Genomic DNA, 14,166 nt, shown 5'->3' with positions numbered 1-14,166 from the left:
TCCGTACTCTGCAGCAAGACCTCACCGAGCTCCGCCCCCACCACGACGCCCACGGTCATACCCCTACCGATGAGATCCCGAGGAGGCAAGGAGGGTCGACTTATAGATATCGACTATCCGACCTACCATCGCATCCCGCGTGTACATTGATAGATCACGCTTTGCCAACTCCGCTCGCTTGGCCGCCAAGAATGACGGATCACGAACTATCCTGGACAGCGCCTCCGCAAGTGACTCGACCAAAGCACCAGGATCAATGTCTACGGTCCCAGCACCGGAGAGCTCTGATAGCGCGCCTCGCCCAGTCAAGAGAGCAGGAGTCCCGCGCACAAGGCTTTCGAGAGCAGACAATCCCATGGTCTCTGGAACTATCGATGGCATCACGGTCGCTTCCGCCATCGAAACTAGATCCAACAAATGCCCTCTATCAATTACTCCCAAGTACTCAACACTTGGGTCACTTGCCACTGCCGCGCGAACAGACGGTTCCAGAGAACCTCCGCCGACAACAATCAGTTTGTAGTCTTCTTTGGTTACCAAACCGGTCCAAGCATCCAAAAGCTGCCCCAAACCTTTGGACTCGTGGAGTCGGCCGGCATACAGCACAAACTTCGAACCGTTAGCGGGAGATTCAGACACCAGGACTGTCTCGGGAGAATTGGCGGGGACCCCCCAAGGGACAACGGTCATCCGCTCTTCCGGAATGCCCGATTCGACCAACATCTGGCGCAGAAAGCTAGACGGAACTATAAACTGATCTACAGAATCTATGTACCTACTCTTGTAGATCACTTGCTCCGCAGCACACACCACCGATGCAATTGCACTCCCCTTGACGCAACGGTTCAGAACGGCTGGCAGCGCAAATTTTCGTCCCACGCAGTCAGTGCAGATCTGAGAATCGCGGTATAGCGAGTAGCAAGGAGCGACCAACTTGTAGTCATGCAGGGTCATTATGGAAGGAACCGACGAAATATCAAGCACGGATGGACTCAACTGGTGGTAGATGGAGTGATAGTGCACCAAGTCCGGTTCAAACTTCTCAATGGCAGCGGCAAGAGCCTCTCGCGCAGCTGAGTTCCAGAATAGCGAACCGACCGATCGGACTTTTGCCGCCAGACCACGCGCTCGAGCATCGAATCCATCACCGGGTACATCCTCCGAACTAAACAACTCCACTCGATGTCCAAGTTCAGAAAGGCCCGCAATCAAATCTAGAATATGCGACTCAACGCCGCCGTGAAACTCCCGATACTTCGAGACCATTAGTATTCTCACCAAAGTCCCCTTTCACTCGATCAAAACCGAACAGACAAATCACGGCAGCGAAAAGAAGATTTGGTTTCGCTCCGACGTAACTATAAACAGACATCAGAATATACGCCGAAAAATAATAAGCCCACACCAAATTGGCCAAATTCAATCTAAACAACCCGCGAGATCGAAATATTTCAAGAAGTATCCCAATCGCAACGGCGCCTACTATGACCCCCGCGAGACCCCAATCCAGGTACAACCCTCCAAAAAGAGTGGGCGGCAACCCGCCAACCTGATCAGGTTGTCGATCGAGCAAAACTGTTACAAGTCGATCCGACGGCATAACCTGAAATCCGAGAAAATTCTGTAGATCGGCCCAAAAGAACTGTCCGGAAAGGAAACTTTCGTGAATGGATTCTCGGGCCGCCGACATTACCCGAGGTCCGGTCTGAAGTGAAATATCCAAAGCGCCGAACCAGGAGTCTTGTTCCCGGGTACCCAAATACGCAAGGCTAGCTTGACTGCCATTTGATCCAAGTGTTCGCGCATAACCAAAAGCTCCAATAACCCCAAAACCAGCAGCCGCAAACAACAAAATTGTCCTGAATCGCGGTCTAAAGAAATCGACGCTGAGCAGTCCGATGGCAATAAGCGGGACAATGAATAGTGATCTCCCTCCACTCAGAAAAAGAAAAACGAGCGACAGACCACCAAGTACGAACCACTTGCGGCTTCCGCGGCCTGCACAAAGTCGGGCAAAAGCTATAATCACAACTATCTGCAGAATTGGAAGTATAATTGGCCAGAATCGACCTAGGACTCCGTAGTTGCCCGTGAATCTACTACCGTCCACGTCATTCGACAATACTGGAATTCCCCCAGTTGCATAGTTCACCACGGCGGCAGTCATTGCCAAACCCGAAATGACAATTATCCTATGGTCTCCTCTGAACAGTACCTGTCCGAATTTCGGCTTGGATTCGAGGGTATAATCACTCTTAAATCGAAGGTTGGCGGCGATCAACGAACCGGCAAAAAGACTTATGAGCCCGATAGCGACTAGCTCATAGTCTTGACTCGTTGGGTTAATACCAAATACTGGGCCTGATCGATCAACCAGCCCAACGCCGTAGACAGCTGCTATGAGGAGAATGACCAACGCAGACGATCCTTCTAAGCCCCGACCAGCCGTTGAACGAAGGCGAAACAGACAGAAACCGCAAATTGCAATTAGAACCGCAAAGCTAACAGATGTTTCATTCGGGCCGCCAGATACGAACGGAAATAGCAAGGCAATAGCGATCGCAGTCAGGGATCCGATAAATCTCACATTAAGTCGATGAAACATATAACTCTTCAATCAGACTCGCAGTATTTTCGATCCCGAGGCCTGCTCGATGCTCGGAGAAATTGCTGTGCCCAATTAGCTCTGCTGAATCTAGGGCCTTCGTCAGCGCATGAACATCCCCGGGTTCAATCAGCACGGAAGGCGCAAGCCTGGCAATATCTGTAATGCCCGGAATGGCTGTTCCAACAACCACGCATCCTGCAGCTATTGCTTCCGCCAGGCTGTTCGGCATTCCTTCGCTGTAGCTTGGTAGTGTGAAGACATCGCTCGCCCAGTAGATTGAAGGCATTTCTTGCGGGTCAACGTGCCCGAACAATCTTATTTTGAATCCCACGGCCTGCATGGCGCTTATTTCACTTATGGCCCGCGAAGTCAATTCGCGATAAAAACCCTCATATGGTCCAACAAGCCATAACTCGCTATTGCTGGTTTTCGATCTAAGCTTCCAGGCCGACAAGAGATCTAAAATGCCCTTGTGCTCAACCAGATAACCGATAAATGTAGTAACTTTCGTCTCGGGACCCACGCCATATTTTTTTCGGGCGCTTTCCCGTCGTTCCTCGGTCCGGTCCAAAGCATGAAGGTCAACGCCATTTCGAACCAACCTGAGACGTTTCGCGGGAACGAACGCCTTCGCCTTTTCGTAGGCTTCCGTGCTGAGCACAACTACGTAATCCGACGCCCTGAGCGACAGCCCGTACAGCCAGCCCAAGGGGACTGCCCGTAGGAACTTCCGTCCCAACACGGTCTCTGGATCATCCTCGCCGTCTCGGGTCACCTTCACAACCGTGGTGGCCGACACAAGCCGACCAGCAAGCACAGCCGGAATACTCCACCAATATGCTCCGTGAACGTGGACTGCCGTGGGGCGCCTCTTCAAAATTATCGACGCCGCGCCCAACCCCAGCGCGATGGTGGTCAGTGCTCTTTGAAGCTTGCCCGTCCCCGCGATACCCCGAAGCAGCCGAACCACTCCGAGCCCCTGGCCGAGAGAGCTTCCGACGCCCTTCTGATCTAGGGTGACTACAGCCACTTCCCAACCGCGACTAACAAGAGTCTGGCTCAGAAGCTTCGCCTGCTGTCCTGCTCCCCCATAAATTGGCGGATACTGGGAGCACACCATAACAACCGACTTATTCACGAAGTCCTTCCCTGCAATTCTTATCGAGGATCAGTCTTGCAAAAGTTCCACTGTCCCAGGTTGCGAAGACCTCCTCTCGGGCTTCCAGCCAAGCACCGTCCGGGGATCGGGTTAGCGATCTTTCAATAGCCTCGGCCCAGGCCGAGGCGCTGCCGCCCCTTACGAGTTCGCAAAGCTGCTCGGTCCTTTCCCCTAGGAGAGTCCTTATAATCTGAGAATCTTCAACAACGGGAATAACCCCGTGCCGCAGATATTCGAGTACCTTATAGCCGGCCTTCCGCTTGTTCCAAACCGTGGCCTCCAGAGGCATCAATCCTGACCAGCACCGCCTCAATGCGTGTTCTTCAACCGAAGCTGTCCATTGTTGTCTTCGAATGGATCCAGTCAAGTCCACGTCGATCGGACTGCCGACGATTAAGAATTCTAGATCCGGGAGCAGTGCAGCAACTGCTGGAAGAATCGATTCCACGTTAGAAATTGTTGACGGACTTCCGAGCCAAAGAACCGCGCGCTCTTTAGAAGCTAGATCCTCCTCGGTTTCGGGCAGAAGCGGGCTCGGTCCGGGAAAAATGACACACCTTGAATCCGAGCTCAATCCCAGGTCATTCCGTATCATCGCGTTCGAAGTCAGCACAAGATCGAAATATCGAAGACCTCGTCGTACACGCGAACTGGCCTTAGTCACTTGTCGACTGGACGAACCTGGATATCCAAGATAAATCGCGTCATCCAGATCAAAAACCATTCTGGCGCACAGCGAACGAGAAATCTGAAGAAACCACGGCGGAGGCATTACTTTCTGAAAGAACAAAACTTCAGGCCTACGAATCAGCGTTGAAAGAAATAAATAGATCGGCCAGAACCTTGACGAACTTATGATTCTTATGACCCGGTATCCAGAATGCTCGATATGGTCCAAGGGAATGTGGGCGCGAATTCGACTACTCGCAACATCTCGTGTTCCAAGCACTAGGGCAACAACGGTCTTAATTTTCACAGTTTCCCGCCTGTGGCTGCTCGACATTGCTTCCAAATTGGCCTATAGAATCGAATAAACAGTACAGACACTATGAAGAAGAACCCCAATAGTACGTTTGTCAAACCCACGTCGCTTCCTACGGTTAGGCGGGAAATTACGGAAATGCCAAAAGAAACAATAACCGAGAAGCTCGAAAAATACAGTAGGGTCCGATACGCGCCAAGCTTACGCCGTAAATGGGGCCAAATGGGAGACCGCGCAACGAGCCAGATAATCCAAAAAAGAGTGACAACCGCTCCGGCGCTGCTCGCTATTGGGACGGCAGTCAGTTCGAAGGCTTGCTGAAGCAGACGAGAGACTATGAATGTGACAACTAGTCCGATCACCGCGGCGGTCGCGACGCGTACGTAGCTACGCTCAATATACAAATATGATGTGAGTGCCCCGGTAATTGCGCATGCGATCACCCAGGGTAGTTGGCACAACAATACATCGCCGACATCTGCGGCATCCGAACTAGTGAATTCACCTCGTACGAAGAGGACACGAATTACGAGATCTTTCAACGGTAAAGCGACCAATAGAACTATCGCGGAGAACACGATCGTGGTGACGACTGTTTTGGCCATGAGATCGGCAGCGCTTTCCAAATCCTCTGATTTCACTTTGCGGGCGAGCGTCGCGTTGGCCGTAAGGGCGAGACCAAACGCCGCGAAAAGCAACAGTCCCTGGGCGAGTTTCTGTCCAAACCCCAATGTCGCGGTTGATCCCGTTGGGCCAACCACGGACAAGAATCTTTCCAATAGCGGCTGAAATTTTGACAATAGTGTGAAACCAACAAGAAACACGTAGAGGCGAATGGAAATATGGGATCCTACCCCGAATGGACCCCCTCGATTCATGGAAAATACACCGACGAAGATCATCTGGCACATGTAGCCAATAGTTAGACAGGCGCCTATCGAAGAAGGCTGTTGGGTCGTTCCGGTCAGCATAAATGAACCTAGGAGCGCCGCCCCATTGATTGCCGGACCAATTCCGGCGACCACGAAGCGTTTCCTTATGTAGGCCACGGCCAGTGGTATTGCCGTCATAGCTGCAAACAAATGGCTGGGAGCAGACCATCGGAGAATATCTGCAAGGCCAGGCTCACAGTAGTTTGCGATAAGAAGCTGGGCCAGCGTCAATACTGTGCCCAGCATGACGAATTTCGGCCAGTCGCCGAGGCCAATCTCGCGCGTTATCGGATTCTCAAGTCGTGGAACCAGTAATATTGGTACAAGCGTAAAGAAAAGCACCGTTCCGAACGTGACAATACTCCACGCCAGTTGAAAGCTGTCAGACGCGCCGGAAAGACCCATTGTCGCCGCAACTGCACTCTGGAAGACAAATCCCAAGATCACATTTAGGAGGGTCAAAACCGTCGTCGTCATGCCTGCCCTTGAGGCCGACACCGTTCGTTCCAAACTTGTCTTAACACCCACGCCAGTCACGAGTGGCTACTGAGGTCTCGAATAGTTCGAGTAGGTTGACCGCCCACCACGAATGAATCAGCGACGTCTTTGTGGATCACTGACCCTGCCGCAACAACAGCACCGTTCCCGATGCTAATGCCTGGCAGGATAGTCACGCCAGCGCCGATCCATGCGCCGTCACCGATCCTCACTGATCTAGCGACAGGTGATCCCGCACGCTTACCCCTGTCGCCGATTTCGTGAGTGCTCGTCAAAATCGTTGTCCCCGGACCGATCGCCACGTTCGTGCCAATGAAGACTTCGGCAGAAGTGTTCGCCTCGATCAAAACCCCTGCACCGATGAAGCACCCTTTTCCAATCCTCACAGTGTTGCCGGTCATACGGGTACCCCCGCATATCTCAACTCCTGGGGCGACCCGTGCGCCCCCCAACTTGAAACACAAGGCCCGAAGCCGTCTCGTGGAGTACGGAGGAAGAAGGACAGCAGCCAAGCAGTGACCAAAGGCAAGTCGCAACGCTCGAAGCTCAGAGGAAATGCTAAAACTAACCATCAATGCGTTGACCCCCAGGTACCGTAAGTAGGCTCAAGCTCGAACTTCACCTGACGAGCCACTCCTTCTTCGATTTGTACGCGGGGTTTCCATCCCAGGATCTCAGAGGATCGGCTTCCATCGGCTCCAGTACGGAGAACATCGCCGAGTTGAGCTGGATGTCGAGACAAATTCACCGGACCGCCGACCGTCGATTCGACCAGCGATATCAGTTCGTTCATAGAAATATCCCCAGAACCCCCGATATTCAATCGAACAGTTCCGTCAGGGTAGATCGAAGATGTCGCACGAACGCAAGCGTCTACGATATCGGCTACGAAAGTAAAGTCCCGCCTCTGATGTCCGTCACCATAAAGTCGAAACTCCCCGCCATCAATTGCAGACCTAATCAATCGCTGAATAGCCATGTCTGGCCGCTGACCCGGGCCGTAAACCGTGAAGAAACGAAGGGCAAACACCTCGAGACCGAAGTTCGCGGCGTGCGCATCAAGAAGACTCTCCCCTGCGAGTTTGGTAACCCCGTAGGGACTCCTTGGGATCGTTGGGGTAGTTTCGTGCGTTGGGTAGGCGTGCGCGTCACCATAGACCGATGAGCTGCTGGCGAAGACAAATCTCTTAACGCCAGCCTCCCCGGCCGCAGTTGCCAACTTATGCGTGGACAGCAAGTTTTCATTGATATAGTTGTCAAACTTCGCCCAAGATGCACGAACGCCGGGCTGGGCAGCTAAATGAATAATAGCGTCAACTCCAGTCAACTCAGCCTTCGTGAGTATCGCTAAGTCCATCTCAATGAACTGGAACGATTCTTTCCCCATGTTCCAAGCGTTGTTTCGTTCTTTTAATTCGCGAGGGTAGTAATCGGTGAAGGAATCAATCCCCGTTACCTGATGACCGTCAGCTAGCAGTCGATTTACTAAATGGCTTCCGATGAAACCGGCACATCCCGTAACCATAACGCGCATGTCGTATCGCTCCGTCTTTATTCTATCTAGGGTCGGTTCTTGTTCTTTTTGCGCTCAACCAAACAAAGTAACCGATCTTGATACTTCTCTAATACTGAACTCCATGAATACAGACTCCTCGCACGCTCGATATTCGAGGTAGAGGTTGCTTCCTGAAGTGATTCGGACTCCATGAGTCGCACGATCGAGTCGTAAATATCCATCGGGGAATTAGATGTAAAAATCGAATCGTTGCCTAGAACTTCGCGATTGAACGCAGTGTCAAGGGCGACGATCGGGGCGCCCGTAGCCATTGCCTGAACCAGGGCAGGATTGGTGCCGCCGACGCTGTGGCCGTGGAAATATGCTCCCGCATGTTGCCACAATGCAAACAATCGCGCATCATCGCTAATTCTTCCGAGCCAATTGAAGTTCGGATGCTTGCGATCCAACAACTCCGCCTTCTCATCAAGTGCGCCACCATACCCCGACGCACCGACCACTACAACCGGATACTCCTTGGCAAGCCGGTCCGCTGCTTCGAAGAATTCATGAATCGTATTCTCTGGAACAAATCTTGCGACGACGAGCACGTACGATCGAGATCGCAGTTCTTCACCAAGCTCGAGGGGCGATATCTCATCCCCGCCATACGGAATAAATGTACTTTCCCTACCGAATTGAACTTTCCACCGATGTTGGATTTCTTTGGCATCCGCCACCAGTTCGTCCGCAAACTTTGCGGTGAGCCTGGCTCCCAAACGAAAGACGGTTCGGGCAAGACGTCCCCATTTCGCCCGCTCCCACTCCATGCCATCAACATTAACGAGAGTTGGAATTCCCCTGAGCTTCAGAAGAGGCAACCAGAATCCGTTAGCGACATTCATAACGAGCGCTACATCTGGCTTTGTGCGAACCGCATGCAAAACGGATGTGAGGCCGAACGAGAGGGTGCTGAATGATCGATTCTCTATCCCAAACGTAATCTTTTGACTGATTCTGGGATCTGCCTCCGCAGCAACTTCCCTTGACGCCTTACGGCGGCCGTAGACGGTAACCGTCCAGTCGCAATCGGCGAGGAAAGGTGCTAGCTTCCGAACCGCAGTTTCGAAGCCGCCGTAGTAACTTGGATAGCCTCGAGTACCTATTATTGCTATCGATTTGGTCATGCTCACCCCAATTTTATTGCTTTGCTCATCGATAATTCAGGTTGATTTCGACGTGCTCACCGGAACGTTTCCCCGCCTCGCTTTAGTCAAACCGTAAGTGTCCACCGCTACGCCGTTGCGGCTGAGTAGAGCCGCCGACCCTGACAAGTGCTCCCAGATGGAGAGGCGTGGTCTCACGGATGATGCTATCCCGCCGAAGGACATGACTGGAACCGAGCGGGAAGTGTGTGTCAGCCTGGGGAGGCTTGGCTTACCGTTGACATTCTCGACCCGCACTGCCCGGATCAGTGCGACGGCACTGATAGAATTTGCAGCCATTCGCCTTCTTCCGTAGATCGAGGCAATCAAGCGACTCCGGCGGGGCGGGGGATCAGGTTTGGGTCTGGGCGCTGTTTGAGATTAATTTTGTCCCTGGTTCGCAACATTAGAGGTGGCATCCCGGGCGGCTGTATCCTAGGCCCGGGGACTCCCAAAAACTGAAAACGACTACATACATGGGGATGCTGGTGGGGACAGTTTCTGATTGGCGAGTAAGGACGTCTCGTACCTTGAGGGTAGTTGATGCCTTTGTGATTGTTTGGGCCGTGGCTGGCGCATACAGCATTCGGTTCGGCCTGGATTCAGGATTCAGCATCAAGGGTCAGGATTCCAGCTACTTCTGGCTGTCAATATTCCTCGCCATTACATGGTGGCTCATGCTGGGGGCGTGGAGCACAAGGCAAAGCCGAATCCTCGGCTCGGGGCCGGATGAGTACAAGCGCGTGGCGGCAGCATCCCTCTGGCTTTTCGGTTTCGTTGCGATTTTCTCTTACGTCTTCCGTGTAGAAACCGCCCGGGGGTATGTCGGAATCGCTTTACCTGCCGGACTTGTTGGACTCCTCCTTGCGCGATGGTTACTTCGCCAGCATCTGAGCGTCCATCGCCAGAAGGGCCGACGAATGTCTCGGCTCATGTTGCTAGGAAGTCCGAGCGCGATCGTTCACCTTGCCGCGACCCTAGTGCGGGAGAAACATGCCGGCTATATGCCCGTTGCCGCTTACACGCCCGGCGACTCATCGCAATCGCACGAATTGACAGGTGTCGGGCTGCCCGTGCTTGGCCATGAGTCGGAGACGAAGGCAATACTTGACGCGATCGGGCGATGCGAAGCTGACGCCGTGGCCGTGACGGCGGGGGTCCTTCTGCATCCAAGGACCCTCCGCCAGCTCGGTTGGGAATTAGCGGAACGGAATGTCGGGCTGATTATGGCCCCTGCCCTTACTGATATAGCAGGACCGCGTATTCACACACAGCAAGTCGCTGGGCTCCCGCTTATTCACGTCACAACGCCTACGCTCGAAGCCGGGCAGCGTGTCGCCAAACGACTGTTCGACATTGTGGTTTCCGCGGGGCTGGTTGTAGTGTTTTCGCCTCTGCTGGCGGTCCTAGCCCTCCTGGTGAAGCTCGATAGCCCCGGCCCGATCCTGTTTAAGCAGGAACGCGTGGGGTTTGAGGGCACTCCATTCAAAATGCTCAAGTTTCGTTCCATGGTTGTCGATGCCGAAGCGCGGCTCGCTGAGCTGGCACACCGGAATGACGGCAACGGGATCCTCTTCAAAGTCAAGAACGATCCACGCATTACGCGTACTGGACGCTTCTTGCGAAGATACAGCCTGGATGAGCTCCCTCAGCTATTCAATGTTGTTTCCGGGTCCATGAGTTTGGTGGGCCCGCGGCCGCCCTTACCGCTCGAGGTGGAGGCCTACGAACAGGATGCGCGTCGACGGCTTCTGGTCAAGCCTGGAGTGACCGGGCTGTGGCAGGTAAGCGGAAGGTCCGATCTCTCCTGGCAGGACTCCGTACGGTTGGATCTTTACTACGTGGAAAACTGGTCTCTGGCCGGGGACTTGATAATTTTGCTTCGCACTGCCCGTGCCGTCTTGGGCGGCGACGGCGCCTACTAATTAGGCCGTGTTGGACCGTGACGCAGAAACGACCCTCTGGGGGAAGGCAACATAATGCGCATTTCAGTTATTGGCTGTGGCTATCTCGGGGCTGTGCACGCAGCTTGCATGGCCAAACTTGGCCACGAGGTGGTCGGAATCGACGTGGACGAACGAAAGATCAGTGCCCTATCGGCAGCCCGTGCCCCGTTCTTCGAACCCGGTTTGGACGAACTCCTTAGCGACGTGCAGGGGACGGGAAGGCTGTCATTCACCACTGACATGTCGAAGACTGCTGGGAGCATCGTCCATTTCATTTGTGTGGGGACACCCCAGAAGAAGGGCGAAAATGGCGCCGATCTGCGCCACGTCGATGCCGCAATGGAGGCGCTCCTTCCGCACATAAGACCCGGCGACCTTGTGGTCGGCAAGTCCACTGTCCCGGTGGGGACCGCTTCCCGTCTGGCTGACCTCTTGTCCGAATATCAACCCAGCGCTCACCTCGTTTGGAATCCCGAGTTCTTACGCGAGGGGCACGCCGTCAAAGATACTCTTTCCCCAGATCGTCTGGTCTACGGCGTCGAGGAAGGCTCGGAAGACCACCCCGCCGTCACCATTTTGGACGAGGTTTACTCCGGTCCGCTGGCAGATGGCACCCCCAGATTGGTCACAGACCACCCGACAGCCGAACTCGTCAAGGCAGCAGCCAACTCCTTCCTCGCCACCAAAATTTCGTTCATCAATGCCATGGCGGAGGTCTGCGAAGCAGCAGGCGCGGACGTCACTAGTTTGGCAGACGCTATCGGCATGGATGACAGGATCGGCCGAAAATTCCTTAACGCCGGAATTGGTTTTGGTGGTGGATGCCTCCCCAAGGACATCCGGGCATTCATGGCCAGGGCCGGCGAACTCGGCGCCGATCAGGCCCTGACCTTCCTGCGAGAAGTGGATTCGATCAACATGCGACGCCGCACGCGTGTCGTAGAACTTACCCGCGAGCTTTGCGGTGGAAGCCTGCTCGGTCACCGCGTCACCGTGCTCGGTGCTGCTTTTAAGCCCGAGAGCGACGATGTCCGGGACTCGCCGGCCCTGAGCATCGCCGCCCAACTCCAGCTTCAAGGTGCCGTCGTGACGGTAACTGACCCGAAAGCCCTGGAAAACGCCGCCAAGCGATTCCCTGAACTGCAGTACGAATCTGATTTGGATACAGCGATCGCAGGAGCCGATACACTCCTCCTGCTCACCGAATGGCAACAATACAAGGAACTCGACCCATTTGAAGTGAGCAGCGGCGTTGCCGGTCTCCGGATCTTGGACGGACGAAACGTGCTGGACGCCGCAAAATGGCGTGCTGCCGGATGGCAGTACCGTGGACTCGGAAGGCCCTAGGCGTGACGGAAAACGAACTGTCCGATACCACCCCGAACGAACCCGAGCTGCGTCGGGGCAGGGGGAAATCCCAAGCAAGCAAGCGCCGTCGTCGCCAGTTGACAGCCGGAATTTGCCTTGGGGCCTGTCTGGTGGTTGCCGGCGCCGCCGCCCTATGGCTTGGTGCTAAGGCTTCCACCATCCAGACCGAGCTCGAAGCATCCACCCAGTTGGTGCCCAAACTCAAAGAAGACATCCTCCAGAACCGCCCCGCAGATGCCACGGCTTCTGCCGACGAGCTTCGGCGCCACACTGCGGCGGCCCGCGACGCTGCCTCCGATCCGCTCTGGTCTTTGGCGTCGGCCACCCCGTGGCTCGGCGCGAATTTCTCGGCCACTGCCGAAATTGCCCGTTCAGCCGACGACGTAGCCTCGCTGGGCGTCACACCCCTTGTAAAGGTTTACGATTCCCTGAAATGGGACAAGCTGATGCCGAGCGCAGGCGGCACCGACCTGGAACCAATCCGCAAGGCAGCCCCCGCGGTGTCCTCCGCCGCTCAAGCCGTGCGCGCATCTGCGCAGCGCCTGAACGGTATCGATGCCGGCGGCCTGCTCCCGCAGATCGCTGGGCCACTGATACAAGCCAGACAACAACTTGGCTCTGTTGTGGACGAGTTGGACACGGCGTCCGACGCCGCGGGACTAGCTCCGGGCCTGTTGGGCTCCGATAAGCCGCGGCACTACCTGCTGCTGGTCCAAAACAACGCCGAGGCCCGAGCCACGGGAGGCATCCCGGGCGCCTTGGTCGTCCTTACCGCCGACAAGGGCAAAATCAGCCTTTCCGCCGAAACCAGCGCTACGGAACTTGGCCGTTTCACCCCTCCGGTATCGGTGGATGAAGAGCAACAACGCATCTATACGGACCGTATGGGCACCTTCATGCAGGACGTTAACTTCACCCCAGATTTCCCGACGGCTGCCACCACCGCGTTGAAGATGTGGGAACAGAAAAAGAGTGAACAGCTGGACGGAGCAATTTCGATCGATCCAGTGGCTCTGGGCTACATCCTGGACGCCACAGGACCTGTCAGCCTTCAGGACCCGCAGATGCTTGCCCTAACTGGAGGGAAACTTCCGAACCAGCTTTCCGGCAAGAATGTGGTAAAAACCCTACTTTCCGACGTATACGCCCAAATCAAAGATCCAAAGGCGCAAGACGCTTACTTTGCAGTGGTGGCCAAGGAAATCTTCGGTGCTCTCTCCTCCGGCAAGGGCGATGCCAAAAGCCTGCTCGCCGGAGTAGGGAAAGGCGTAGAAGAACACAGGGTCCTGCTCTGGTCGGCAGATACCACCGAACAGTCCGTTCTCGCGAAGTACACGCTTAGCGGCTCAATATCCGGCCCTAGCGTGCCCGCTGCCCAATTCGGCGCTTACTTCAATGACGGTACTGGCGCGAAAATGGACTACTACGTGAAACGCACTGTTCGGCTTGTCGAGCAATGCACGGCTGCCGATGGTTATGCAACAGTCAAGGTTCGAATCACAAGCACTAATACGGCTCCTGTTGACGCGGCCACATCGTTACCGGCATATGTTACAGGCGGTGGAGCTTACGGAGTCCCGCCCGGTACTGCACAAAGCAACGTGATCGCGTACGGGCCTTCCCAATCCCTGGTTGAAACTGCCACGCAGGACGGGAAGACTGTTCCGTTTGGTGCGCAGCGCCACGACGACCGACCAGTTGGCACACTCTCCGTACGGCTGGCCCCTGGACAGAGCAGTACCGTGGAATTCACTTTCGGAAAAATCGTCCAGCATAGCCAGCCTGAAGTGGTGGTCACGCCAACTATCCAGCCCATTGACAAAGTGGTTCTCACGACCGAATCAGAAACTTGTGGAGCCCTCGGATAGACAGGGTGTTAACCCTTTGTAACGAGTTTGGATTTACTTTGCAGTAAGCACCCTTAGGGTGGTAGCTTCTCTCTTGGGTAGGTCTCAGATTTCAGTTCACGTGTT

11 protein-coding genes are annotated in these 14,166 nt (G+C 54.8%); 3 read left to right on the top strand and 8 right to left on the bottom strand.

Features of this window, described 5'->3' with window-relative positions; all coding sequences use genetic code 11:
- Window positions 1–63: 63 nt before the first annotated feature.
- From AC3WJU_RS09700 to AC3WJU_RS09665, 8 genes are all read right to left on the bottom strand, one after another.
- Complete coding sequence (locus AC3WJU_RS09700) at window positions 64–1,266, bottom strand: glycosyltransferase family 4 protein (protein WP_284989997.1); 1,203 nt, start codon at window positions 1,264–1,266, stop codon at window positions 64–66.
- Window positions 1,229–2,617, bottom strand: a complete 1,389-nt coding sequence (locus tag AC3WJU_RS09695) for an O-antigen polymerase (protein WP_284989998.1) — start codon at window positions 2,615–2,617, stop codon at window positions 1,229–1,231. The genes AC3WJU_RS09700 and AC3WJU_RS09695 overlap by 38 nt, the downstream gene beginning before the upstream one ends.
- Entirely contained in the window at window positions 2,589–3,746 is a 1,158-nt protein-coding gene (locus tag AC3WJU_RS09690; protein ID WP_284989999.1) for a glycosyltransferase family 4 protein, read from the bottom strand. Before AC3WJU_RS09690 ends, AC3WJU_RS09695 begins: the two co-directional genes overlap by 29 nt.
- Window positions 3,739–4,215, bottom strand: coding sequence for a hypothetical protein (locus AC3WJU_RS09685; protein WP_350224971.1), 477 nt, complete (start codon window positions 4,213–4,215; stop codon window positions 3,739–3,741). The genes AC3WJU_RS09690 and AC3WJU_RS09685 overlap by 8 nt, the downstream gene beginning before the upstream one ends.
- Before the next feature lie 524 nt (window positions 4,216–4,739).
- Complete coding sequence (locus AC3WJU_RS09680; RefSeq protein WP_284990000.1) at window positions 4,740–6,158, bottom strand: lipid II flippase MurJ; 1,419 nt, start codon at window positions 6,156–6,158, stop codon at window positions 4,740–4,742.
- A 56-nt stretch (window positions 6,159–6,214) separates the two neighbouring features.
- Complete coding sequence (locus AC3WJU_RS09675) at window positions 6,215–6,580, bottom strand: DapH/DapD/GlmU-related protein (RefSeq protein ID WP_370872121.1); 366 nt, start codon at window positions 6,578–6,580, stop codon at window positions 6,215–6,217.
- 170 nt (window positions 6,581–6,750) lie between these two features.
- Complete coding sequence (locus AC3WJU_RS09670) at window positions 6,751–7,713, bottom strand: NAD-dependent epimerase/dehydratase family protein (RefSeq protein ID WP_284990001.1); 963 nt, start codon at window positions 7,711–7,713, stop codon at window positions 6,751–6,753.
- A gap of 26 nt (window positions 7,714–7,739) precedes the next feature.
- On the bottom strand, window positions 7,740–8,861 hold the full coding sequence (locus tag AC3WJU_RS09665) for a DUF1972 domain-containing protein (protein ID WP_284990002.1): 1,122 nt from the start codon (window positions 8,859–8,861) through the stop codon (window positions 7,740–7,742).
- Window positions 8,862–9,361: 500 nt separating this feature from the next.
- On the opposite strand from AC3WJU_RS09665, the gene AC3WJU_RS09660 reads away from it, so the two are divergent.
- The 3 genes from AC3WJU_RS09660 to AC3WJU_RS09650 all read left to right on the top strand — a co-directional run bounded on the left by AC3WJU_RS09660 (window position 9,362) and on the right by AC3WJU_RS09650 (window position 14,061).
- Window positions 9,362–10,804, top strand: a complete 1,443-nt coding sequence (locus tag AC3WJU_RS09660; protein WP_284990096.1) for a sugar transferase — start codon at window positions 9,362–9,364, stop codon at window positions 10,802–10,804.
- Between the two features lie 54 nt (window positions 10,805–10,858).
- Complete coding sequence (locus AC3WJU_RS09655) at window positions 10,859–12,172, top strand: UDP-glucose dehydrogenase family protein (protein ID WP_284990003.1); 1,314 nt, start codon at window positions 10,859–10,861, stop codon at window positions 12,170–12,172.
- 212 nt (window positions 12,173–12,384) lie between these two features.
- On the top strand, window positions 12,385–14,061 hold the full coding sequence (locus AC3WJU_RS09650) for a DUF4012 domain-containing protein (protein WP_492259767.1): 1,677 nt from the start codon (window positions 12,385–12,387) through the stop codon (window positions 14,059–14,061).
- Window positions 14,062–14,166: the final 105 nt, after the last annotated feature.

The sequence above is a fragment of the Arthrobacter sp. FW306-1B-F12A genome (assembly GCF_058781865.1).
Note: the sequence above shows the minus strand (reverse complement) of the source record. Positions and strands in the feature narration are given on the sequence as shown.